21 protein-coding genes and 3 pseudogenes are annotated in these 24,451 nt (G+C 35.7%); 10 read left to right on the plus strand and 14 right to left on the minus strand.

The features are described from left to right. Positions 1-119: 119 nt before the first annotated feature. Positions 120-1,367, minus strand: coding sequence for a gluconate:H+ symporter (locus tag PU629_RS00285; protein WP_275282264.1), 1,248 nt, complete (start codon positions 1,365-1,367; stop codon positions 120-122). Between the two features lie 852 nt (positions 1,368-2,219). Here PU629_RS00285 and PU629_RS00290 point away from each other — a divergent pair. The 8 genes from PU629_RS00290 to PU629_RS00325 all read left to right on the plus strand — a co-directional run bounded on the left by PU629_RS00290 (position 2,220) and on the right by PU629_RS00325 (position 11,581). Then, a complete protein-coding gene (locus tag PU629_RS00290) occupies positions 2,220-3,188 on the plus strand; it encodes an ArsR/SmtB family transcription factor (protein ID WP_275282265.1) in 969 nt (322 codons plus the stop codon). Between the two features lie 75 nt (positions 3,189-3,263). Next, the gene (locus PU629_RS00295; protein WP_275282266.1) at positions 3,264-4,250 is read left to right on the plus strand and encodes a glycoside hydrolase family 43 protein; all 987 of its coding nucleotides are present in this window, start codon (positions 3,264-3,266) and stop codon (positions 4,248-4,250) included. 43 nt (positions 4,251-4,293) lie between these two features. Beyond that, positions 4,294-5,556 carry an extracellular solute-binding protein gene (locus PU629_RS00300; protein ID WP_275282267.1) on the plus strand — a complete coding sequence of 421 codons (1,263 nt, stop codon included), beginning with the start codon at positions 4,294-4,296 and terminating at the stop codon, positions 5,554-5,556. A gap of 71 nt (positions 5,557-5,627) precedes the next feature. Continuing rightward, on the plus strand, positions 5,628-6,557 hold the full coding sequence (locus tag PU629_RS00305; protein ID WP_275282268.1) for a carbohydrate ABC transporter permease: 930 nt from the start codon (positions 5,628-5,630) through the stop codon (positions 6,555-6,557). Between the two features lie 11 nt (positions 6,558-6,568). Further along, a complete protein-coding gene (locus PU629_RS00310; protein WP_275282269.1) occupies positions 6,569-7,405 on the plus strand; it encodes a carbohydrate ABC transporter permease in 837 nt (278 codons plus the stop codon). A gap of 17 nt (positions 7,406-7,422) precedes the next feature. Beyond that, positions 7,423-7,839 carry a hypothetical protein gene (locus PU629_RS00315; RefSeq protein ID WP_275282271.1) on the plus strand — a complete coding sequence of 139 codons (417 nt, stop codon included), beginning with the start codon at positions 7,423-7,425 and terminating at the stop codon, positions 7,837-7,839. A 50-nt stretch (positions 7,840-7,889) separates the two neighbouring features. Continuing rightward, the gene (locus PU629_RS00320) at positions 7,890-9,686 is read left to right on the plus strand and encodes a glycoside hydrolase family 2 protein (RefSeq protein WP_275282272.1); all 1,797 of its coding nucleotides are present in this window, start codon (positions 7,890-7,892) and stop codon (positions 9,684-9,686) included. A 650-nt stretch (positions 9,687-10,336) separates the two neighbouring features. After that, the gene (locus PU629_RS00325; protein WP_275282273.1) at positions 10,337-11,581 is read left to right on the plus strand and encodes an ISL3 family transposase; all 1,245 of its coding nucleotides are present in this window, start codon (positions 10,337-10,339) and stop codon (positions 11,579-11,581) included. A 139-nt stretch (positions 11,582-11,720) separates the two neighbouring features. Here PU629_RS00325 and PU629_RS00330 read toward each other — a convergent pair whose 3' ends face one another. From PU629_RS00330 to PU629_RS00385, 12 genes and pseudogenes are all read right to left on the minus strand, one after another. After that, complete coding sequence (locus PU629_RS00330; RefSeq protein WP_275282274.1) at positions 11,721-11,954, minus strand: hypothetical protein; 234 nt, start codon at positions 11,952-11,954, stop codon at positions 11,721-11,723. Positions 11,955-12,219: 265 nt separating this feature from the next. Continuing rightward, positions 12,220-12,525: a PBECR3 domain-containing polyvalent protein gene (locus PU629_RS00335; RefSeq protein WP_343076321.1), complete on the minus strand. Its 306-nt coding sequence runs from the start codon at positions 12,523-12,525 to the stop codon at positions 12,220-12,222. Between the two features lie 137 nt (positions 12,526-12,662). Continuing rightward, positions 12,663-13,106, minus strand: a complete 444-nt coding sequence (locus tag PU629_RS00340) for an NUDIX hydrolase (protein WP_275282275.1) — start codon at positions 13,104-13,106, stop codon at positions 12,663-12,665. 127 nt (positions 13,107-13,233) lie between these two features. Further along, on the minus strand, positions 13,234-14,016 hold the full coding sequence (locus PU629_RS00345) for a Cof-type HAD-IIB family hydrolase (RefSeq protein ID WP_275282276.1): 783 nt from the start codon (positions 14,014-14,016) through the stop codon (positions 13,234-13,236). 150 nt (positions 14,017-14,166) lie between these two features. Further along, positions 14,167-14,574, minus strand: a complete 408-nt coding sequence (locus tag PU629_RS00350; protein ID WP_275282277.1) for an NUDIX hydrolase — start codon at positions 14,572-14,574, stop codon at positions 14,167-14,169. Between the two features lie 114 nt (positions 14,575-14,688). Further along, a complete protein-coding gene (locus PU629_RS00355) occupies positions 14,689-15,192 on the minus strand; it encodes an NUDIX domain-containing protein (protein ID WP_275282278.1) in 504 nt (167 codons plus the stop codon). 297 nt (positions 15,193-15,489) lie between these two features. Next, positions 15,490-18,321, minus strand: a pseudogene (locus PU629_RS00360) (Tn3 family transposase). A gap of 51 nt (positions 18,322-18,372) precedes the next feature. Next, positions 18,373-18,678: pseudogene (locus tag PU629_RS00365) on the minus strand (recombinase family protein); the annotation flags it as partial. A gap of 86 nt (positions 18,679-18,764) precedes the next feature. Further along, positions 18,765-20,345 carry an IS66 family transposase gene (gene tnpC, locus PU629_RS00370; RefSeq protein ID WP_275282279.1) on the minus strand — a complete coding sequence of 527 codons (1,581 nt, stop codon included), beginning with the start codon at positions 20,343-20,345 and terminating at the stop codon, positions 18,765-18,767. Positions 20,346-20,423: 78 nt separating this feature from the next. Beyond that, the gene (gene tnpB / locus PU629_RS00375; protein WP_275282280.1) at positions 20,424-20,777 is read right to left on the minus strand and encodes an IS66 family insertion sequence element accessory protein TnpB; all 354 of its coding nucleotides are present in this window, start codon (positions 20,775-20,777) and stop codon (positions 20,424-20,426) included. Beyond that, positions 20,774-20,962, minus strand: coding sequence for a hypothetical protein (locus tag PU629_RS00380; RefSeq protein WP_275282281.1), 189 nt, complete (start codon positions 20,960-20,962; stop codon positions 20,774-20,776). The genes tnpB and PU629_RS00380 overlap by 4 nt, the downstream gene beginning before the upstream one ends. An 86-nt stretch (positions 20,963-21,048) precedes the next feature. Next, positions 21,049-21,306: pseudogene (locus PU629_RS00385) on the minus strand (recombinase family protein); the annotation flags it as partial. Positions 21,307-21,681: 375 nt separating this feature from the next. Here PU629_RS00385 and PU629_RS00390 point away from each other — a divergent pair. Beyond that, positions 21,682-22,422, plus strand: coding sequence for a SpoIID/LytB domain-containing protein (locus tag PU629_RS00390; RefSeq protein ID WP_275282282.1), 741 nt, complete (start codon positions 21,682-21,684; stop codon positions 22,420-22,422). Positions 22,423-22,459: 37 nt separating this feature from the next. Continuing rightward, on the plus strand, positions 22,460-23,017 hold the full coding sequence (locus PU629_RS00395) for a DUF4829 domain-containing protein (protein WP_275282283.1): 558 nt from the start codon (positions 22,460-22,462) through the stop codon (positions 23,015-23,017). Between the two features lie 555 nt (positions 23,018-23,572). On the opposite strand, the gene PU629_RS00400 is transcribed toward PU629_RS00395, so the two are convergent. Continuing rightward, positions 23,573-24,394, minus strand: coding sequence for a hypothetical protein (locus tag PU629_RS00400; RefSeq protein WP_275282284.1), 822 nt, complete (start codon positions 24,392-24,394; stop codon positions 23,573-23,575). Positions 24,395-24,451: the final 57 nt, after the last annotated feature.

Genomic DNA, 24,451 nt, shown 5'->3' on the forward strand with positions numbered 1-24,451 from the left:
ATTTTAAACCATGTTCAAAGAAAGCTGATAAAGGGATGACCCATAGATAGAGGAGGTACTATAATGGGATAGCTTTCTAGGACAGGATGCCTAAGCTAGTTCTTCAATAAGTTATAAAGCTAGTGAATGAATAAACTTAGAATTAATACAATAATTAAACCAACCACTGAGTTTGTCAGTTCGGATAAGCCCCAAGTCTTGAATGTGTCTTTAAGGGATAAACCGAACGTCTCTTTATATAACCAAAAAGCTGCATCATTAACATGAGTAATCGTATTACTGGCAGATGCCGTAGCTAATACCATGAGTTCCGGGCTAACATGGAAGGTTGGAATTAATGGTCCGACGATGCCTGCTGCCGTAATGGCGGAAACAGTGCCGGCACCGGTTGCTAATCTTAAGATTACGGTAATGATCCATGCAAGAATAAATGGGGAAATAGAAGAATGCTTCATTAATTCTGCTATGTAAGTACCTATACTGGTATCACCAATGATCTGTTTAAAAGCCCCGCCTGCACCAATGATAAACACAATCAGTGTAACAGAAGAAATGGCAGATGAAAATGAATCCATAATATCAGTCATTGATTTGTTACGACCGATACCAAAAGCGACTATAGCAACAAGGACTGCGATTAACATACTAATAATTTCATTTCCAAAGAAATTGATAATTTGATAGGCCACAGTTGCTTTCTCTATCCAAATATTTAAAATCGTTGCTGCAGTAATGATAATGGCTGGAATTAAAGGCACTAACACACTGATGCCAAAGCTCGGCATCTCCTCTTCAGTAAAGGATTTAGGTTTTGATAACAGAGTTGGAATTGGTATCTTGTCCAATCCTTTTAATAATTTTGGAAGAAGAATTCCGGAGCAAAGGATGGTAGGAACCGCAACGATAATTCCTAGAATATACGTCATGCCTATGTTTGCATGATACGCCTGTACTAAAGCGGTTGCGCCAGGTTGTGGTGGAAATAAGCTGTGTGCAGTTGTGGTGGCAGCGATCATAGACATGGCTAAAGGTAAAAAGGGAATTTCAGCCTCGATAGCGATACTTATAATTAATGGTGCTAAGGTAATAAAGGCCACTTCATAAAACATGGCGATACCGAAAATGAATCCGGTAATTATAATGGCCCATTTCACATTTTTCTTTCCAAACTTTTGAATTAATGTTTGAGCAACCCGTTGAGCGGCTCCAGAATCAGTCATGAGTTTTCCGATAACCACCCCAAAAGCTACAACGAGTCCTAAACTGCCAAGTGTTGAACCAAATCCATTCTGAATGGAGACAACTAATTTGTCGAGAGGTTCTTTTTCTAGTAATCCAAGCACAATTGCGGATATGAGCAATGCCAACATACTATTAACTTTAAATTTCATATTAAAATTAACAATATAGCAACTCCAACCGCTAACCATAGTAAAGGCATGTTGGGCCCCCCTAATAAAATTTTTTTAATCTCCAAGTTGGTATATAATAGTTTATTTTGATCCAGCATTCATATGACTGATAATAGAAATCTGTATAAAGCACTTTCCGTACATCATAGTCTTAGGAAATAAAAGAATAATGTTTTTCCTTTAGCTTTAAAGAGGTTAAGGTAAGTATGGAAAAAATAAAAGGATAAGAAACTAGTAATAAAAGGAGAATTGGAATTAATTATTCAAATATATTGACGTAAAAGATTGATATTGGTATTGGTATTTTTTCTTATTAAAACGGTGATTGATGGGATTTAAAAGGCTCTGTCGACTTTTTTAACAAGATAAAAGGAAGTAAAGGAAATTAACTTGTTTGTTCCATCAATAATGGATTAGTTTCAATAAATGTTGTTTTAGAAGACATGTATAATAAAAACGGAAATTATAACAAAAAGCTAAGCCCTTTTTTTAAAAAAAGCTCTGTTAATGTCCACTGTTCACTGTTGCTATTTAATTAGGAGAAAAAGCTCGCGGATTGCCAGTAGAAAGTGGGCCTGTTTTCGCCTGTATTAAAAGTTAATTACTTTTACTTATAATCAACACCTTTCTTTAACAGAACCATAATAAAAGGGATAAAAACAAGTAAGGTCCTCAAAAATCGATTAAAAAAAGTTGGTTCAAAAGCGAAAAAAATATAATAAATACTTGTAATTTTAATTTGAAAGCGCTATACTCCAAATAAAGTTGTAATAAAAGAACATTTATTGTTTTAAAGAAGGGGTTGCAATGGTGGGGGAGCTAAAAGTAGATAAAACGAATTCAGGCATCATAAATCGGGTATTAACAACCAATCTTGATGATTTTATTGAGATTGCGAAGGCACTTTCCACAGATATAAGAGTAAATATTTTTAAGCAGTTGATTAAAGGTAGTATGAATGTCAACGAAATATCAGAGATGTTTGAAATTCCACCCTCTACTGCGGCTGTAAATATTAAGAAATTAGAAGAAGCCAAATTAATTAAAACCGAGTTAATACCTGGTACTCGTGGGACACAAAAAGTTTGTGCTGCTGTTTACAGTCGAATCATTGTTGAAATGGAAGAGGGCTTAGAGTCAAAGAATAATGAAAACTTTGTTCTTACCCCAATGCCAATTGGCCACTTTTTTGACTCTAAAGTTGCACCGACTTGCGGTCTTTTAAATGAGGAAGGAATTATTGGTGAATTTGATGACCCAGGTTCCTTTTTTGACCCTAACCGTGTAAGCGCTAAATTAATTTGGTTTTGTAAGGGGTTTGTTGAGTACCGTTTTCCTAAACAAGCACCACATGGTACGACAATCACCAATTTGGAATTTACAATGGAGATTTGTTCCGAAGCGCCTTTACACAATTTAAATTGGCCTTCAGATATAACCATGTGGATCAATGGGGTTGAAATTGGAACATGGACCAGTCCTGGAGACTTTGGGGGAGAACGCGGGGTATTAACACCATCATGGTGGGGAACAGAAAACAGTCAATTTGGCTTGTTAAAAACATGGCGTGTAAATAATGAGGGTACTTTCATCGATGGAAGGAAGATTTCAAACTGCCAATTAAAAGATTTAAATCTTTTATCGCAATCCTATATAAGTATGAGAATTGGGTTAAAAGAGGATGCCCTTAATAATGGGGGAATTAATTTATTTGGCAAAGGGTTTGGAAACTATGATACCGACATTGTAATGAGACTCGACTATATTCAAAACTAATATTTGAGGGGGGTGATGTAAATAAAAAAAGGCCTAATCTGGTTTTTAGCATTTCTAGTTATATGCGGTGCAGGGGTGACGGCTATCGAACTTCATAAAAAGGGATTTGCAAGTAAGACAATTACTTATACTAACCCAGTTGGTGGTATAACAAATATTGGAGACCCTTTTATTCTTAAAGCTCAGAATAAGTATTATTTATATGCAACCTCTGACCCTTCTGAGGGATTTAGGGTTTGGGAATCTTCAAACTTAGTTGATTGGAGTTTACAAGAAAATTTAGCTTACGATAATCTTGATCAATCAAAAATATGGGCAAAAGGTGATTTTTGGGCTCCTGAGGTAGTTAAACATAATAATCAATATTATATGGTTTACAGTGCACGAAACGAGGGTGGGCATTTGCAGATTTCTATTGCGACGAGTAAAAATCCTCTTGGTCCATTTAAAGACCTAAGTACTGAGATTATTAAAGGAGAAGGTTCCTATATAGATGGAGATATCTTCATTAATTCAGACGGAACACCCTATCTTTATTATGTAAAGGATTGTTCTGAAAATATAATCGATGGAAACCATGTAAGCCAGATCTATGCTCAGAAAATGAATGACAATTTGACAAAAGTATTGGGGGAGCCCAAATTGTTATTACAACCGGACCAAGATTGGGAAGGCTTAAATGGGGATTATCAGTGGAATGAAGGGCCTTATATGCTCAAGCATGACAATAAATATTATTTGATGTATTCGGCAAATTATTTTGCAAGTTCAGATTATGCGATCGGTTATGCTGTGTCTGACAGTCCAATGGGGCCGTTTAAGAAAGCAGAGGAAAATCCAATCCTTAAAAAGGACCTTAAACACGGGATATCTGGACCGGGGCATAATAGCGTAACAGTTGGACCGGATGGAAAAACACTTTATATTGTTTACCATACTCATACCGATCCTAATAACCCAAGTGGTGATCGCCAATTAAATATTGATCGGCTTTATTTTGATTATGGTAAATTGAAAGTTGATGGACCAACTTATTCCCCGCAAAAAATAGTTATTAAATAAATTTAGATTGAAAAAAGTGAATCTTTTATGGAGGGTCAATTATATGAAAAAATGGTTTTCCTCTTTAGCATTATTACTTACTCTTTGTCTTGCGCTTGCAGGTTGTGGAAGTAACAATTCTTCAAATGGTAGTTCTAAAAGCAACAGTGGTGATGATGGAAATAAGGTCATTACTTTGTGGAGCAGTACGACTGGACCAGATGGTCAAAAAATACAAAAAACTATTGATCAATACAATGCTACTAACCCAGAATATAAAGTTAAACTTGTTACTATGCAAGGAACCACTTTTAATAGCAAGCTTGCATCAGTTACACGTTCTGGGCAAGGTGTGCCTGACTTAGCTCTAATTGCTTCTGAAAGCGTTTCTGCTTATCAGAGTCAAGGAATGCTAGAACCTTGGGATCAATATATTAAGGGAACTAAAGTGACTGCATCAAATTATTTAAAAGAAGCTTGGAATGTTGGAACTATTGGCGGTCAACAATATGGATTACCTTCAACTATGGGAACTTGGGTTATGTATTATAATCCTGATTTAGTTAATAAGTACTGCCCAGGCGCTGTAACTAATGGAGTTGTGACTTATAGTTCTATTGAAAAGTGTGGAGCAACAGCTAAAAATGATGGTATTTATTCTTACGGAAACGCGTGGGGAATGCAGAACTTTAATAACCTTTACTTACAGATGGGTGGACATTTCTCAGCTAATGGCAAGCCAACTATTGATACTCCAACAGCAGTTAAAACGATGCAAGAATTTAAAAAAATATATGATGAAGGGTATATGCCTAAAAAAGATGAAAATGCTGACCAATTATTTGAGCAAGGAAAAATTATATTTTTGCCTGAAGGTACTTGGATGTTAAGCGAATTTCAAAAGATTAAAGGCTTTAAGCCAGTTGAAACCTTTACACCTCAGTGGGATGCTTCCCATATTGTTCAAGCAAGCGGTGCTGACCAATTTGTTATGTTCAAGAGTAACGCAAGAACAGATGTAAAAGCAAAAGCTGAAGTTAAATTTATTCAGTGGTTGCAAGGCAACCAACTGACATGGGTTAAATCAGGAGCAAATCCTACTGCTTTAGCTATGTTAAACAACCCTGATTATACGAAGATGCCACAATCTTTCTTAATTAAAGATTCAAGTGCTCGCAATGCTATTAAAATAATTACAGATCCTGGTGCTTCTTATTCCTTTAGCGGAATTGACGGTGCATTTTGGGATATGGTCGACGGGAAAGCAGGTATCAATTCTAAACTAAAAGAAGTTCAACAGACTGTTAATTCTCAGATGGGGCAATAAAAAGGTGAAAAAGGAGGAAGTTCGTTTCCTCCTTTTCTCACTTTTAGTTTAAGAAAATTGAGGTGAGAGCAATGCCACACTCGCATACTGAAGTAGAAGAAAAAATTCAATATAAACCTAAGCAGTCAAAGAAGTTTAAATTAAATTTTTGGCCAGCTCTATTTGTGGGACCACATTTAATTATTTTTATTATCTTCTTTCTTATCCCTTCATTATATGGAATATATATAGCTTTTACAAAATGGAACCTGTTCACCAATCCACAATTTGTCGGATTCCAGAATTTCCATACAATTTTATTTGATAGTCAATCCAGTTTTTTTTCACAGTTTCGTAATGGATTAAAAAACACCTTTATATTTGTAGTGTTCTCTGTACCATTCTGTGTAATTGTTCCTCTATTAATGGCTACAGGGTTATCAGCTAAACCAAAGTTGCATCGCTTGTTTCAATCTATTTTTTATTTGCCCTCTCTTTTCGCGATTTCAGCGGTTATGATTATTTGGCAGTTTTTACTAAGTTTGTCTTATGGACCATTAAAAAACTATTTCCACTTCAATACGGATGTTTTAAATAATCAACCCTATGCTTGGATTGCAATTATTTTAGTCACAATTTGGTGGTCTATTGGGGGTAATATGGTTATTTATTTAGCTGCAATAAACGGAGTATCCAGGGAATTGTTGGAAGCGGCAGATCTAGATGGGGCAGGTTTATTTACCAAGTTCTTTAAAATAACGTTACCAGGTATTCGATACCAAATTTTATTTACAACGGTAATGACAACAATTGCTCAATTCAATATTTATGGGCAGCCACTAATGTTAACTGGTGGTGGACCTAACGAATCAACTAAAGTGTTATTAATGTACATTCAGGGAAATGCGTTTGGTCAGGGGGTTTCAATTGCAGGTATGTCCTCTGCGATGGCGGTTCTTTTAGGAATCTGCATTATGATCGTGTCAGCTTTCCAATTTATTATATTAAGAGATCGAGATTGAGGGTGAAGAACATGAAACAACAAACAACAGTTAAAATCGTGGCATTTATCCTTTTGTTAATTACTGCACTCTTTTGGATAACGCCTTTGATTTGGGCCTTCTTCACATCATTTAAATCAAATCAGGAAATTCAATCTATTGGTTTTAGTTTTCTTCCAATCCATTGGACAATCGGCAATTACAAGCAACTCCTTTTTAATAATTCTTCTGATCCTATTTTAAGATGGTTTCTAAATTCATTAATTATCTCAATTAGTAATACAGCATTAGTCTTAGTCGTTTGTTCGCTAGCTGCTTATGGGTATACGCGATTGACTTTTAAAGGGAGAGACTTGCTATTTACGATTCTATTAGGCTCTATGATGTTCCCAAGTGTTGTGAATATCATCCCGTTATATAGAGTTATGCAGACTTTTGGCTGGGTAAATAATTATTTAGCGGTTATTGTGCCTGGCGCCGCAAGTGTGTTTAATGTTTTCCTAGTCCGACAATTTGCCCTAGGAATCCCTAAAGCACTTGATGAATCCGCAAAAGTGGATGGAGCCAATGAGTTTCAGATTTTCTTTCGTATTATTTTGCCTCTATTAAAACCAGTCTTAACAGTTGTTGCTTTATTTAGTTTTACAGGTTCTTGGAATGACTTCCTGTGGCCATCTATTATTCTTAATAACGTTAATAGAATGCCAATTACCCCTGGGTTGCAATTATTACAGGGTCAGTATTTAACTTACCCAGGATTGGGAACAGCTGGTGCATTGATTGCTTTAATTCCATCTTTATTATTATATATCTTTGCTCAGAAGTATTTTATGCAATCCATGACCCTAACTGCTGGAGTTAAGGAATAGTAAAGTGAGGGAATAAAATGAAACGGACTTTTGAACGAACTGCAATCTATATTGCTTGCATTTGGCAGTTGGTTACGGGGAGCATAACGTTATTTTTCTATTCCTATCACCTCAAGGCTGAAGGTGATAACATGACCAATTTGTCTCCTCTTGAATCGGCAAGCGTTCATTCGGTTTTTAGCAATCTTTATACTTTTACAATTACCTATGGTTTATTTTTCATTGTCTTAGCTATTGTGAATTGTTTATTGACCCGCAGTACTGTTAAAGATCAATCCATTCAATTTAAAATGCCTACCTTTTGGTTGATCTTAGCGGTTATCTATTATTTTTTATCAGATTTTATAAGCGTATTTTTATTCTTGGCAGCAGGTATTATTGCATTTTCTAAAAATAAGCCTACAAAAAATTATTTCGATTTACAGACAGATTAGGTTTCTACACAAGAAAAAAGTGACATCCGAGAAAAAAGGAGTGGAGAAATATGTACCGTCAAGAATATCCTAGACCACAATTTGTGAGAGAACAATGGTTAAACCTAAACGGAGTATGGAGTTTTTCGTTTGACGATGAAAACGTAGGGACCAAAAATAAATGGTTTGACAGCAAAATTTGTTTTGATAATGAAATCAATGTTCCTTTTGCTTATCAAACTAAAATAAGTGGAATTCATGATCCATCTTTTCATGATCATGTATGGTATAAAAAGACCTTCTCACTTAATAAGGATTGGTCCAATCAAAGAATAATATTGCATTTCGGTGCAGTAGATTATAGAGCATGGGTATATGTAAATGGAAAATATGTTGGATTCCATGAAGGTGGACATACCGCATTTTCATTTGACATAACCGAGTATTTAACATGGGGTGAGGAAACAGTTGCACTCCATGTTGAGGATCCCTCAACTGATGAGACCATACCAAGAGGGAAGCAGTTTTGGCAGGAGGAATCAGATGCCATCTGGTATACCCGTACAACAGGGATTTGGCAAACGGTTTGGATTGAGCCTGTCAATTCTAATCACTTATCAAGTTTACGCTTAACTCCGGACGTTGATCAAGGAAATATTAATCTTGAATTTGAAGTATCTGGGGACCATCAAGATACGATGGTTGAGGTTGAAATTAAATTCAAAAATCAACTTGTTGTTAAAGATATGATTCTAGTTATAGAAAATTATAATGCAAGATCGATAAACCTATACAATCAATATATTTTTCGAACTGGCTTTCACCATGAAGGTTGGAATTGGTCACCAGAGAATCCAAATTTATTTGATATCAAATTAACATTAAAGAACTCTAGGGAAATACTGGATGAGGTCCAATCCTATTTTGGAATGAGAAAAATTCATACAGAGAATGGAATGGTGTATCTTAATAACAAACCTTATTATCAAAAATTAGTTTTGGACCAAGGCTACTGGCCAGACGGTTTATTGACTGCTCCGTCAGATGAAGATTTTAAGAAAGATATTATTCTTTCTCGTGAAATGGGCTTTAATGGCTGCCGAAAGCACCAAAAAGTTGAGGACCCTCGATTTTTATATTGGGCGGACAAATTAGGGTATTTAGTCTGGGGAGAATGTGCTGCATCTCCATCTTTTAGTGAAAAAGCAGCTTCTAGGTTAACAAAAGAGTGGGTGGAAATTGTAGATAGGGATTATAATCATCCTTCAATCGTTACTTGGGTTCCTGTTAACGAGAGTTGGGGTGTTCCGTATATTCGAACAAACTCTCAACAACAGCACCATTCTTTGGCGCTCTACCATTTAATCCATTCACTTGACACGACACGCCTTGTTATTTCGAATGATGGATGGGAACTGACGGAAACAGATATCTGTGCTATACACAATTATAATCACGGCAATGAAGAAGAAAAATTAAAATATATGGCATTTGAGGAATCCCTTTCTTCTAAAGATTCAATACTTTTGAGCCGTCCTGCAGGGAGAGGAATTTATGCAAATGGTTTCACTCATAGAGGCGAACCAATCTTGCTGACTGAGTTTGGTGGAATTGGATATAAAGTAGGGGAAGAACAGGGGTGGGGATATACGTCAGTTAAAGATGGTGAGCAATATTTAAAGGACTATGAAAGAATCTTAAATGCTGTTTATGCTTCAAAGATTCTACATGGATTTTGTTATACCCAATTAACTGATGTTGAACAGGAAATAAATGGATTACTAACCTATGATCGAAAGCCTAAAGTTGAGTTGGAGAAAATAAAAGAGATTAACAATAGATGGCATTCAACTATAATCACTGAATAATATTTGTATTAATAAAGAAATTGAGGATGACAGACGTCACTATGATATCTTTTCATCCTCACTTTTCCCATTGCACACGTTTCCTTGTAGGGACATCTTTGACATTCCACGTCGATCAATTATTCACTAAAAACATAGTTAATGTAATTCCGTTACTATATACTGTTCGATTAATATAATTAGTTGTATATCTATTTGGTGGTGGTAATACTTTAATGCTTTTGTTTTCCCATATATTTATTTGGTCAATATTTAAGTAAATTATATTAAAAACAAAAAAAGAACTAAAAAAACCAATAAAGTTTTAAAACCCCTACTAATTATTTTCACTTTTTTTAAGTTATTTAATAAAGCCAATGTAGGCTTCACCTCTAGTAATTAATAATAACCCGTATTTAGACCTCTACATTTTTTTAACATTAATTTTATAATTTTTTTCATTTAAAGAAGCCAATGTTTTCTTAACCTCTTGCATGACGTTTTGCTTTATTGAATTGATATATTTTTCGTTTCCCTTAATATTTATTTCAACAACCTGAGTTTGTGGTGTAACTATAATATGCCTCCTCGCTATTTAATATTTAGTTTATTGTGAGATTAGTATGGCCATACTGGTAAGAAACTATGAAAATACCAGGAGGCCAAACTAAATGAACGCGTTTGATCAGGACTACAATGTCTTTCAAGATGCCCTTAAAATTGAAGAACCATGGTACGTATTTCATCACGAATTAGATCGAGATACTGGTGAACTTCATATTTACTTGGAGTATCGTAGAGGTGCTCTATTTACATGCCCAAATTGTGGGTATGACCATTGCCATGTTCATGACATCCAAGATCAAGACCGAACATGGAGACATCTGGACTTTTGGCAATATAAAACCATCTTGCATGCCAGGATGCCACGTATCAAATGTATAGCGTGCGGTAAAATAAGAACGGTACACATTGATTGGGCAAGACCTGGCGGCGGTTTCTCCTTATTTTTCGAGTCATATGTGATGTCGCTGATGACAGAAATGCCAGTTGCGGCTGTTGCTCGACAAGTGGGTGAACACGACACCAGACTATGGCGTGTCTTTCATCATTACGTGGATAAGGGAATGAAAACCCTTGACTTCTCGAATGTTCAACGAGTTGCATTAGATGAAACCTCAAGTAAGCGAGGACATCAGTATGTGACGTTATTTGTTGATACGGATACCAAACGAGTGATGTTTGCCACAGAGGGAAAGGATTCTGGTACGCTTAAAAAATTCAAAGATTTCCTTGAGGACAAAGGGATTCCTCCGGGACAAATCGAAGAAGCCTGTAGTGATATGTCGCCTTCCTTTATCTCTGGAATCAGAGAGCACTTTCCTGAGGCTCATTTGACATTTGATAAATTCCACATCATGAAACTGGTCAATAAAGCCTTAGATGAGGTCCGGCGACAGGAACAAAGAGAACAGCCGATTCTAAAAAAGACACGTTTCCTTTGGCTAAAAAATCAAGGGAATCTCACCGAAAAACAACAAGAAAAAATGATAAAACTAAAGGACATGGAGTTAAAAACAGGTCGTGCTTACCGCCTAAAACTACTCCTACAAAAGTTATGGATCACCAATCGCTCCATCGCTGGGTTATACTTTGACGAGTGGTTGGATTGGGCCACGCGTTCAAGACTTCAGCCAATGGTTGACGTAGCTAAAACCTTAAAAGCACACAAACCAGGCATTTTAAGATGGTTCACCAGTAGGATGACCAATGGTCTACTTGAAGGGATCAACAGTTTGATTCAAGCAGCGAAACGCAAAGCTCGAGGATACAGGACAACCGAAAATCTGATAGCGATGATCTACGCAACCGTCAATAAGTTGGACTTTGGTTTATTGTATTATCGAGCCTATTAATCCCTTGTTAGCGTATAGACACCTGCTCAACTGCCCAATCGGTTGCCAAGTGCCTTTCTTGACGAGCGATTGGGCAGTTGAGAAACTATGAAAAGCTAACAGGGATAGTAGTCTAGGATTCTGTAACTAGATCTAACAGCTAAACACTAAACGGCGAGGAGCCTATAATATTTGCTTCATACCCTAAATTCTTTAAATTTACCATTATTTCATTGGTTATTTGCGCAGTTTCCTTGTTTTTCTCTATTACCGCATTACTTATGTTTGTCTCAGTATTAGCTTTTACTGGTTTTAAAAATCCTATAAAAGAAATACAGCCTAACATTATACATGCTGAGATAAATATCGGTAGAACCAATTTATAGTTTTTCATGATTTTAACCTCCTTCAAAAACCTCCTTTTAAATAAATTATGCCCGTATTTAGTTTTTATAACAAAATAAGCCCTCCGTAAAAGGAGGGCTCTTTTTCGTAGTAAGATCAATGGAAGGACGGCGAACCTTCATCTCTGGTGACTCACAAAAGCGAGCGTGTGGGGGACCTTTCCCACCTCAAAGACCTTACTATCATTAACTAATATTCGTATTATCTATAAATATAATACCCAAAAATGCTCAATTTGTAAACCTAACCGGACTCTAAATGCTGGAGAACGGAACAATTCTCCCTGTTCTTAACCGTTTTTTAATTTTATCAGATCCATTATGGAGATCGTAAAAACTGCTTAAATAAAGGTAACCAGAAGGATCTAATTTTATCGCCACAAGTAAATGATCAGTTAAAAACTTGTAAAGTTCAATACTGCTCGGCTCTTTAGGATTTTGACCGACATAATCAGGATTAGATATAATGTTTGGTATATCCCTGTGATAAGCAGCAAAAATGGCAGCGTGTTTGTTCTTTATATGCTTAATGGGGTACTGCCGACAAAACGCGGATATTATACGCTAATACATTATTTGGAAATAAAAACCCTGATTTTTCTACGCTAAGCAGAAGAATCAGGGTTTAATATTTTCTTCGTATTCTTTCGTTTTCTTTATTTCCAAATAATGTCATCTTCGAGTAACGCAGTCGTTAGTTAAATATCAAAGCCTTCTACGTCCAAGTCAAAAGAATAATATCTTAGAACTTTCTCATTTAACCAGTTTTCCAAAGGGACAATCCAAGGGCGAAACTTAATGTATTCTTTTACTTCATTAAAACGAACAAACTTAACTTCTACCACATCATCAGGGTCATTATTCTTCAAATCACCTAAGTCCGAAAGGCTAACTTCATAATAAACCTGCAAATACTGACCGTATTCTTTGGTTTTGTATTCAGTTATGAATGCTACATTCTCAACATTATTTATTCCTAAGCCTGTTTCTTCTAAAAGTTCCCTTTTTGCAGTCTCTAAAAAGGACTCTCCGCTTTCTGTTGAGCCTTTTGGCAATGACCATCCATACTTATCACGAACTAAAAGAATTTCATTATTTCTCGCATTTAAAACAATAATGCCACTCGCAAGATGATGGGACATTTTTTCACCTTCTTAATTTTCTTCTTAAAGTAATCTCCCTCTATAAAGAAAGGAAAAGCTGACCGTTACTTCAATAAGGAACGGCGATTGCCTTGTTCCACTAAAGCTTCCGTTAGCTGAATAGAAATTATTCAAAAAGGTGTTTTTTTAACGCATAATATACACCATCTTCATCATTAGATAATGTTACGTCATTGGCTTGCTTCTTTACTTCATCTGGTGCGTTTCCCATCGCAATTCCCATTCCTGCATATTCAATCATATCTAAATCATTAAATTGGTCACCTATTGCAATAATTTCTGATGGAGCAATGTTTAAGCTATTAGCAATTTCCTTTAGTGCATTTGTCTTATTAGCTTTCTTAAACATATACTCTTTCCAAAATTCGTTGCCAACTCTTAATCTCAATTTATTAGGTGGTTCAAGATGTTGCCAACCACCAATTTTAGAAGTGTCCATTATTGAAAACTTCATTACATTCTCAGACAAACTTAATATATCATCACAAGACGTATACTCTATACCAAACTCCTTACAATTTTCTTTGTGGTCTTGATTAATTGTTTCGACATAATAATTAAATGCTGTGACCACAGAAAATTGAACATTTAATTCTCGGCAAACCTTAATGAAATGGGATATATCATTAATTGAAAATGAGTTTTCACAAATTACCTCATTTGTTTTTCCGTCAATAGTGCAAGCACCATCATTGGATACCAATATTCCCTTATAATTGAGCTCATCCATAATTGGTTTTGCTTGCATATAATATCTACCTGTTGCTAAGACAACGTAGACCCCATCATCCAGTGCATTTTGAATAATTTGTTTATGTAAATCGGGTACTTTTCCTTTGCTATTTAACAAGGTTCCATCTATATCTAAAGCCACCATTTTATAACCCAAAAGCTCCAACTCCCACCTTTTTTAACCTGATTAATCACCCAATATAAAAGCAATGCTTATTGAACTCTACTGACCTTTAACGCAATAAGAGCTGCCCACATTGGCAACTCCTTGTTCCACTATTGCCCTCGTTAGTGGAATAATATAAAATCAAAAAGCCACAAAAAAAGGATGTTCTTCCTGATTTAAGCTCTTAATTATTCTTTCTCTAAAGTTAGACCATTTTACCATTTCCAATGCTTGTTCTATGGTAAAAAAGCCAACATCAAGACTCTCATTAGAGGTTTGAAAATCTCCACCTATTGCTTTTGCTAACCAACAAGTTGCACATACATTAGACTCTAAGTTTTGATAAATCCCACAAAACTTTATTACTTCTATATCGATCCCTGATTCTTCTTTAACCTCTCTCTTTACTGCTTCTTCAATGGATTCACCTAATTCAACTTGACCACCTGGTTGCTCCCAACCCCTACGTGGACCATTTATGAGCAGTATTTTACCTTCATCATTTAAAACCACAGCTCCAGCAGAAACATAATGATTTGGACCACTCAAATAATATCAGCCTCTCTGTATATTTTTTATTAACCTGAACCATAAGGAACGGCGACTCCATCTTAAATAAAGCACACCGTTTAACAAGGAATGTTCATCTTTGACTTAAAATAACTAAAAACCAACTGTTTCTTTGATGGTTGACCATTGGATTACAGGTTCAAATTCATTGTCAGTCATCATTGCTCCAACAAGAATATCATCAATGTTATTTTTAACATTCAAATAGTGTTCAAGAGTTAATTTGGTAATTTTTGAGGTATGTAAATCCAATAATTTATTTTTAGAAATCCAAAATAATTCCCCTTCGTCAGAAGGAATAAAGTCACTATGCTCTGTTTCTCCAAAGTAGACATACTGTTGACGTAATTCACCACTATTTTTCTCAAGCAGAATGTATTTCAGCCTAAAGTTATTAATTTCCTCTCTTTTAAATCCTGTTTCTTCTTCAATTTCTCTGTAACTTGCGTCCATTGGAGAATTGAGTTCATTAGTTTCCATATGACCTCCAATACCACCCCAAAATTCAAAATTGAAGATTTTACTCTTTTCTTTCTTCATCATTAACATCTTACCTTGATGAATTAAGAATGCGGTAGCCATTTGACGTACTTCCAACAATAACATCCCTTCCATAATTTCTACTTTTTTATTAAACTATCCTGAACCGATAGTTTAAGTGAAAACATTCACAATTTTTCTTATACTACTTATATATTAACATAAATATCCAATCATCCCTATAAAAGAAAACCCAATAACGGTCGTTTTAGGGAATACTTTCTTGCAATACAAAATAGGGGTGTAACTTCGGTTCCCTAGTTTCGCCAACAAAACGCAAATTTTGTACGCTAAGCACCTTGTTTTATAAAAATGGCCGATTTCCTGTACGCTAAGGAAGGATCGGCTTAATTTTTATTGTCCAAGTGGCCGTAATGAATTTATTTCTGGCACCTTTTTTGAATCAAAGTTATACTCCCCGAGAAAATTAATATGTTCCCATCCCAATGGGGAAACATGCTGTAATAAATCCTCTCGCAAAATTCCTTTTGATTTGAACAATTTAGTGGCTTCTGATAAATAAACAGTATTCCAAACGCTAATGGCATTAATCAAAATGCTTAATGCGCTGGCACGTTGAAGCTGATCTTGTAGTCCGCGTTCGCGTAACTCCCCTCTTTTTCCAAAGAACAACGCCCTTGCTAAGCCATTCATTGCTTCTCCTTTATTTAAACCACGCTGGATTCTACGTCTTAAAGATTCATCTGAAATGTAGTCTAAAATAAAAATAGTCTTTTCAATTCTACCCATTTCTCTTAAAGCAGTGGCCACTTTATTTTGCCGCGAGTAGGAGCCTAATTTCCCCATAATTAGAGATCCTGATACTTTCCCTTCTCGGATTGAGTGAATTAAACGTAAAACGTCGTCATAGTTTTCTTTAATGATCTTCGTATTAATGCGTCCACGTAGAATACCTTCTAACTTTGGATGATCACTTGGGTGACCCATAACATAAAGTTTAGTGTCAGACAAATCACGTAATCGTGGGGCGAATCTAAATCCAAGCAAGTGACTTAATCCAAAAACTTGATCTGTATAACCAGCTGTATCTGTATAATGTTCTTCAATGTTAAGGTCCGATTCATGATGAAGTAATCCATCAATGACATGGACAGCGTCTCTAGCATTTGTGTTAATTACTTTTGTATAAAAGGTTGAGAATTGATCACTCGTAAAGCGATAAATCGTTGCTCCTTTACCTGTACCATAATGGGGATTTGAATCGGCATGTAGGGAAGAGACCCCGACCTGGACTCGCATGCCATCAGATGATGAAGTTGTACCTTCCCCCCAATAGGAAGATAGAGTAAGTTTATGTTGGAAATTAACAAGCGTAGATTGGGCTCTTATCATTGCCTCTTCATACATTCGCCATGTATTTGCCAACTGATGATAACTAATTTTGGGTGTGGCATCTGCCATTTTGGCAAGACCAATGTTGGTTCCCATCGCCATAAGGGTGGCCATGAGGATCTCTTTTTCTTCGCCTTTTGGTTGCCGATTGGTCGAGGCGTGAATAAATTGCTTGTCAAACCCTGTCCAACTGGCTACTTCCATTAATAGATCAGTAAGTTTAATACGAGGAAGAACATTGTAAAGTGATAAACTAAAAGCACGAGCTTCTTCTGGAGTGTCTCTTTCTAATCGATCCACATGAAGTTTCTCCTTTTCAATATTTATTCCTTCTAGTGAATCCAGATTTTTCGAGATCCAGGTAAGTCGCTGATCTAGCGTATTAAACCTCTCTTGAGTGTAATTTTCAGCAGTCGCATTAACAGCCAGTCTTGTTCCAGTGCGTTGGTTAGCCCATTCCTCCTTAGAGACTAAATAATCTTCAAAATCTTTATGTAAACGACTTCCTACAACCCATATATCTCCTGATCGAATGTGATTTTTTAATTCGGTTAAAGCTGCCATTTCATAATATTGACGATTGATATCCCCATTCTCGTCATGGACGTGTTTCATCCAACGTTTAGGAACAAAATCCAGAGGGGCGTCTTCTGAAACCTTTCTTTTACCTGATTGATTCATATCATTTAAAAAGTGCAATGCATGTAGTAAAGGTTCCGAACCTTTAGTAGATCGAAATTCTAATGAGTTTAAGAACGTTGGCGTATATTTTCTAAGATAAGAGAATCGAGAACTTAATAAGTCAAGGTAATCATAGTCCATGGGTCTTGCTAATCGTTTTGCTTCTTCCACAGACTCAACAATTTTATCCCAGGGCATTACAGATTCAAGAGTAGTGAATGGATCTAATCCTTCCTCTCTTGCTTTAATAAGAGCCGTACCTATATCTGCGAAATGAACCACCTTTTCATTGACTGATTTACCGTTTTGTTTTTGTAATTCTTCTTGTGTTTTACGTCCTTTGGATTGTAAAATCATCATCTGGCGATCGTGAATTTCAATTGCTTGATCAATTAAGTCTTGACTAAGGGTCAAAAGATAGGCAACAAGAATTGCATATTTTTTCAGGTCTTTAAATCGACGAAAGGAGTGAGGTTCATATCGAGCTCCAATACGAGCTATTTGAAGAAAACGGTTAGGATGCAGGTCATTAATGGTCGAAGAAAGCTTGAGTTTACGTACAAATTCTAATCGTTCAATCACTTTTAAAAAGGCTTCTGGCGACGATTGCCCTGGAATTTCTCGAAGCCAAGAGAGGAGAGTCCTTTTGTTCTCTACAAAAGGGTCAATTAATTTATCTAACCCTTCCTTTTGCCAATCTGTTAGTGAATAGGTGAGTTGTGTAAAAATTTTTCTTTCTGCACGCTCACGAGTTTCCCATACTAATCTTTCTATGGTTGGAATAGCAGGAAGGATAACTTTTCTTTTACGCAAATTCTTGTCTTATTTCTTCTAGATGCTCGCGACGGGTGGGATCGCGTCTCGCATATAAGGAAAATACCTCTGGTTCAACGTTAAGTTGTTAGCTATAAATTGACAGAGAATTTCTGGCACCTCTTCTATGTCAGATAAAGAGCAGCCTGGATATCTTAAAATACATAATTGAACTGCAAATCCTAGTCGATTGTGATTTCGGCGGTGTCGGTTAATAACTTCAATGTCAGATTCTGAGAGCGTATAATATAAGGCTAATTCATCTTCAGTTGAAAAAGGCAAGCGTAAAAGTTCTTTACGCTGATCAAATGTGAGTAATTCTTTCCCTCTCAAATTTATCTCATCCTTTTCTTTTACATTTTTACCTTTGATAACGCATAAAGTAGCGTATTATAATAGCTTTTTTTTATTTATTTCCCTATATAAAGTCCCTTGTGAAATACCCGTAGCCTCTACAATTTCCTTAATGGAATATTCCTTGCTTTCATACATTCTTAATGCAATAGCAATTTTTGTTTGGTCAACTTTTGGCCTTCCTAATTTTTTACCTCTTTTTCTACTAGCCTCTAAACCTTCTTTTACTCGCTCTGCAATAAGGTTGCGTTCAAGCTCGGCAATAACACACATCATTTGGAACATAGCCTTCCCAGTAGAAGTTCGAGTGTCCATATTTTCCTTTAAAGACACAAATTGAACGTAAGCCCGAAATATAGAAAAAAGCGCACCTTTACGGTACGCATTACAAATAGCCGTATATTCTTGATTTTTTATCAAAAATACGGCTATTTGCCACATTCTAATTGGATATTCTGTGACCAAGGCATATATTGTTTTAGAATTTCTGGATCTCTATGAATATCTAAATTTGGCAGATCAGTTAGTAACTTTACAAGATACTGATAGAAATCGACGCCATTTGCTTGAGCGGTTTCTGCGAGGCTCAAACAAACGGCATTTGCTTGAGCACCAGCTTCACTTACGGAGTGAAGCCAATTTTTCCGACCAATAACACTTGGCCGAATGGCATTTTCAGCCGGATTATTATCAATTTCAATCCGGCCATCATTTAAGAATGCTTTTAAGCCATCCATCCGGTTAAACGTGTACTGAACAGCTTTTGCGATGGCGCTTTTCCCCAAGAATGGTAAGCCTTCAATCCACGCCAGTAATTTATCAACGATTGGCTTTGAATATTTTTGCCGTTGCTTGCGTCTTTTACTCGGAGGTAAGTGCTTGAATTGTCTTTCTAACCGATATAAATCATCACAAAATTTCACACCGGTTTTCCCATTCTTACTTTCTACTTTCAACCAATAACGTCGGACGTGGGCCCAACAATTCGCAAAGGTTACGCCTTTAATTTTGTCATAGGCGGAATAGCCATCGCAGATAATGGTTCCAGAAAAATCACCTAGAAAGTTTTCAAGAACAGAGCGAGAGCGCGATAACGAACTTTGGAACAAAATAATCGTGGGGCCTTGACTAGGGACACTTCGATAGACCCAATTGTAGGCGTTAGTCTGTCCGGATTTACCATCAGATCGGTTAATAATTTGTCCGTAAGTTTCATCAACATGTAAAAGAGATTTAGTCATTACGGCTTGTTTCATTTGTTCGTAAATAAGCAATAACCAATCCTGAGAAACACGGATAACCCAATTTGAAAGATTTTTATCATTGGTTTTTAGACCATATCGTTCCCATTCCTTTACCTGACGATAAAGGGGCAAGTATTGTATGAATTTATCATAGATCACTTTGGCAAGGACACTAGGACTTGCGAGACTCCGTTGAATGGGAGGTTGCGGGGATTTTCCGCGTTTAATCTGTGCTTTTTGATGTAAATCAGTTTTACATTCCTTACATTCATAGGCATGTTCAATGTGTTGAATTTTCTTCATTCTTGCTGGAACAAACTCTGCTTCTTCACGCGTAACGGTGCTACCAATTTCAATCATTTGCCCTTGACAACAGTCACAGACCAAATTTTCAGGGTGATGATGAACAGCTTCTATTTCAATACCGTCGTCCAGTGAATCGTTCCGTTTTTTATTTTGAGCTTTTCGTACAACAGTGTAAGAAATCGTCTGTTGGCTTTGTTCTTCTGTATGCTCAGGTTCGCTAAAAGATGGGTCATCCTCAAATAATGAAAATTGTCCCTCTGGACCGTTATATTTAGATTTCTCGGTTTTTGAACCATATAAACGCTTTGTTAAATGGCGAATTTGCTCGGTTAATGCTTCAATCTGTTTAGTTGATTGATCTAGCTTTTTTGATAGATCCTTGTTTTGTTGATTGGAATGATCCAATTGCTCTTCGAGAAGTCGTATTAACTTCTCGTTATTGTTAGAAGCATTACCCATACTATCACCACTTTTCCGATCGTGTCAGTTCTTCCTATTATACCATCTCGAATAGCGGTTGAAAGATAAAAATCTAATTTAAAATGCACTTGCCTGCGATCTTTGAATGGCTTTGGGTTGCTGGAGCGATAAACCTTCTAACAACCAGCGAAGCTCTTGTTGTGTTAGGTTACGTACTTCCTTTTCATCTTTCGGCCATTGAAGTTTTCCGTTATCCAATCGCTTATAAAGCATGGCAAATCCATTGCCATCAAAATACAAACACTTATATCGATCTTTACTTCGACCAGAGAACAGAAAGATGGAATCCCCATAAAGGTCAAGTTCGAAAGAATCTTGAATCAAAGTTGCGAGACCATCGATCCCTTTTCTCATGTCAGTCTTACCGCAAATAATATAAATGTTTTCCACATTTGTATAATCGTGTTTCATCGATTTTTCAGCTCCCTCATGACCGTTCGGATGATGTGCTCCTCAATGCCGTTATGGAAGGTAATTTCTGTAGTTGCCGTTTTGATCATGCACGTGGGACTTGAGGATAGAGCTAATGATTTTGCTGCTGCAGTACATTCGTTATGTAAAGTAACGGGGACGATAGTCAGTTTTTTCTCTAGCATATTAAAAGCACCTCCTTAAATTAATACATCAATCGTACCAGGAGGTGCTGCTGTTTTATATGCGTGATTTGAATTCGGGCTTACAATTGAACGCCCATATTTTCGAAATCTTGTATGATGTTTAAGATATCAATTGTTTTTCTACCTAACCTTGAAATACTCTCAACGACAACTGTATCCCCAGTACGTATTATATCCATCAATGTTAGTAGGCCTTGGCGTTCCTTTATCGTGCCTGTAAATTTCTCTTCTACTAATTTTTCACAACCATAATCGCTGAGCATGCTAATCTGACGATCAAGATTTTGATCTATTGTGGAAACTCTAGCATATCCAATAATCATAAGAAGCCTCCTATACAATGTAATGATTCCATTGTATAGGAGGCTTACTGTAACTTTTTGTAAAGGTAATTGGTAATAGTTTTTGTAATGATTTTTGGCAATATAAAAACCTTATAAAATCAAAAGGTTAAAACTGTAATGATGTTATTACAAAAAATATAGTTTTTGGTAACTGTTCTGCGAAAATAAATAATTATACGAGGTAGAACCGATTTAGCAGATATCGTATATTCCACGTTTTACCGACAATATCCATTTCTTAAATCTCCAAGAAATGTCGGTTTTACTGTTCAAAAAAATAGATTCCATATTTAGGATAAATAGAATATTATAGAAGAGTAGGTATATTTTGAAAAATACAGATGGAGGTTATTTATGAAACTTTTAATCAGTACTTTATCTCTTTTATTGTTACTAACGATTGGAGGGTTGAGTTCAGCTTTTGCAGATGATACCCCTCAACAAAATCTGCAACCTGGCCAAGATGGATATGTTGGGGCATTAAACGATCGTCCCTCTAACTCATTTACGACAAATTCAACTTCTAATTCTTCAAATGCAATTACCCCGAATATTATGCCTGGTCATTGGTATGATTACGAACCTTCAAGCATTAAGGTTTTGGTAAGAACTGGTAACAACCCAAGTGCCTCTGGGACAGTAAAAACTTACAATTTTGGTACATACCTTGATGATGTACTTCCGAATGAATGGGTAGCATCATGGCCATCTAATTCCCTAAAAGCTGGTGCAGTATCTGTAAGAAGTTATGCGTGGTATTGTACTAATTATCCTAAATATCCAAGTGTCGGTGCAGACTTGGACAATACTGTAAACTCTCAAGTATTTAAATCTGGTTCAGCATTAACCAGCACAACTAATGCTATTAAAGCAACAGTTGATGAGGCATTAGTTAACGTATATACTGAAGTACCTGGTTATTATAAGGCTGGTACATATGGTTCTGGAAGGGATTCATCGAGCTACAACATTAAGAATAACGCATATCAAAATGGTGAACATTATTGGGCCGATCAAGGAAAAACATATACTTGGATGCTCAGTTATTATTACCCTGGAACTTCAATCGTTTATGGTAGTGGAAGCGCATATTAATTAAGTATCTGAATCTCTTTAGGGGGGTAATAACTGCTTGAAACATTTAATTATTGGAGTAATGATTCTTTCATCATTACTTGTATTTTCGGCATGCAGTACAACAACAAAAACCAATACTGAAAAAAAAGTTACTTTAAATCAAGAGCAAAAAAGCACATCTGTAAAAGCAACGGAGACTTCCAGAAGTCAAAAAAGTAATATTATAATATCTTCAGATCCAAAAGCTAAAGAAACCATAGTTAATTTTTACCAATACCTAAACGAGCAAAAATACCACGAGGCGATAAAATTACTTGGTCCTCAGTTACAATTTGAAGGAAATCCCGATAATATCAAATACCTGAAGAATTATAAAAAGGCAACTTTCTTAGAACTAAAGGATATTTCTGATAACCCTGGGCTCATAGACAACGGTTACAGTAATTACTATGCTATTAAAATTTATTATGGGAAAATCAATGTAGAAGTTAGAGATCGCAATTTAGTACCAACCCTAGAAGGTATGAATTACAGGAAGTTTATACTTATTAAGAAAGACAAAACAAGTCCATGGTTAATAGATACAGATGAAGCTACCCCCCCAATTAAATAATAAATAAAAACTGATTTCCTTTGTTGGAGGTCAGTTTTTTTATCTTGACTGGGGCCACCAATAAAAGAATAACTTCAAGAACTAGATTTAATATTGAATAAAAATTGGCATTCCACGACTGTGTTTTTAAGTTCTGGAATGCTAATTTTTTGTTTATCAGGCTGATTCCAAAACTTTACTTTCATAAAACAGTGCCCCAATTTATCTATTTGCCAATAAAATTCATCCTTATGGCCGTTTTTGGACTTATCTCGGATTTACCCCTATTACACCCTTATCGTGGTAATAACAAGCAATTTTTGATTCAACTTGTCTTAACGTTGTAAACACGCGTTTTGTCGATGGTACCCCTAAAAGGGTTGTATTTAATAAGGATATCCCTAATTTACATGAATTTGTTTTAATAAATTAATTTTCAACAAAAAGCTCATTTCTTCTAATAAAAATGAGCTTTTTTAGAGCAGAATTCTTGATATCACTCATATGTGACTTTCATGTTAAAACCAGGTTTCCCTTAGCGTACAAAATTCGCGTTTTGTTGGCGAGACCCCTATATTAAAGTGATATATTTTCCCCAAATAGATTGAAAATAAAATAAGCTATTATATTTAAACAAAAGAAAATAAACAAATATATTATTTTAAACTTCAACCCTTTACTTTTTACCATCCAAATTGAAATTAGAATCCAATATATAATAAATGATAATGCTAAAATTATAACTGGAATAACATATAAATCCCTATATGTCATATATATAAACCAATTATGTTCCCATTCCCCATCTCGAAACGTTTCTACTAATAACCATTTAGAAGCAAAAACCCTCTGTTTAACCATGTAATCAGGTTTTAATTTAGAAAAATTTGTAAAGTGGTTAGGGCTTGTACTAGGTCTACCACTCATATTATAAAGCTCTATTTTGGAAATATATTTATTTTCATTTAGCTTTGCTCTTACTTCTTTCTTAATGTTAGGAGTCACTTTATCTTGTCTGGCTAGTTCGTCAAATAATTGATCAAATATGGAATCTTTTTTATTCATCAACTTCATATTGTATTCATTTATATGTACAGAAACAAAAGTTGAAATTAACAATATTGCAACGGCAACAAAAATCAGCCTTTTACCATTGAGCTTTTTATCAGAATTGAGGATTCTTTGAATTGGATGCATTTCATTTTTATTTTGTAAAGTATCCCTCGAATAATCTGTTGATTTCGCTTTAATTGATATGATCTTGTGTTTCTTTATTCCATCAGAAATCAACTTGTTTTTAGCATTTTCTAAAGCACTAGATTCAGTTTTTGCAGTTACAATTATTGCTTCAATTACAAAGGAGTTTTCTTGATAGTAACTTACTACATAATTGGGCATTTTTCCTCCAGGAATGTTGATGTTATTACTTTCTGATGAATCTTGTTGTTATTTGTG

This window comes from Pullulanibacillus sp. KACC 23026, from assembly GCF_029094525.1.
Classification (GTDB): Bacteria; Bacillota; Bacilli; order Bacillales; family Sporolactobacillaceae; genus KACC-23026.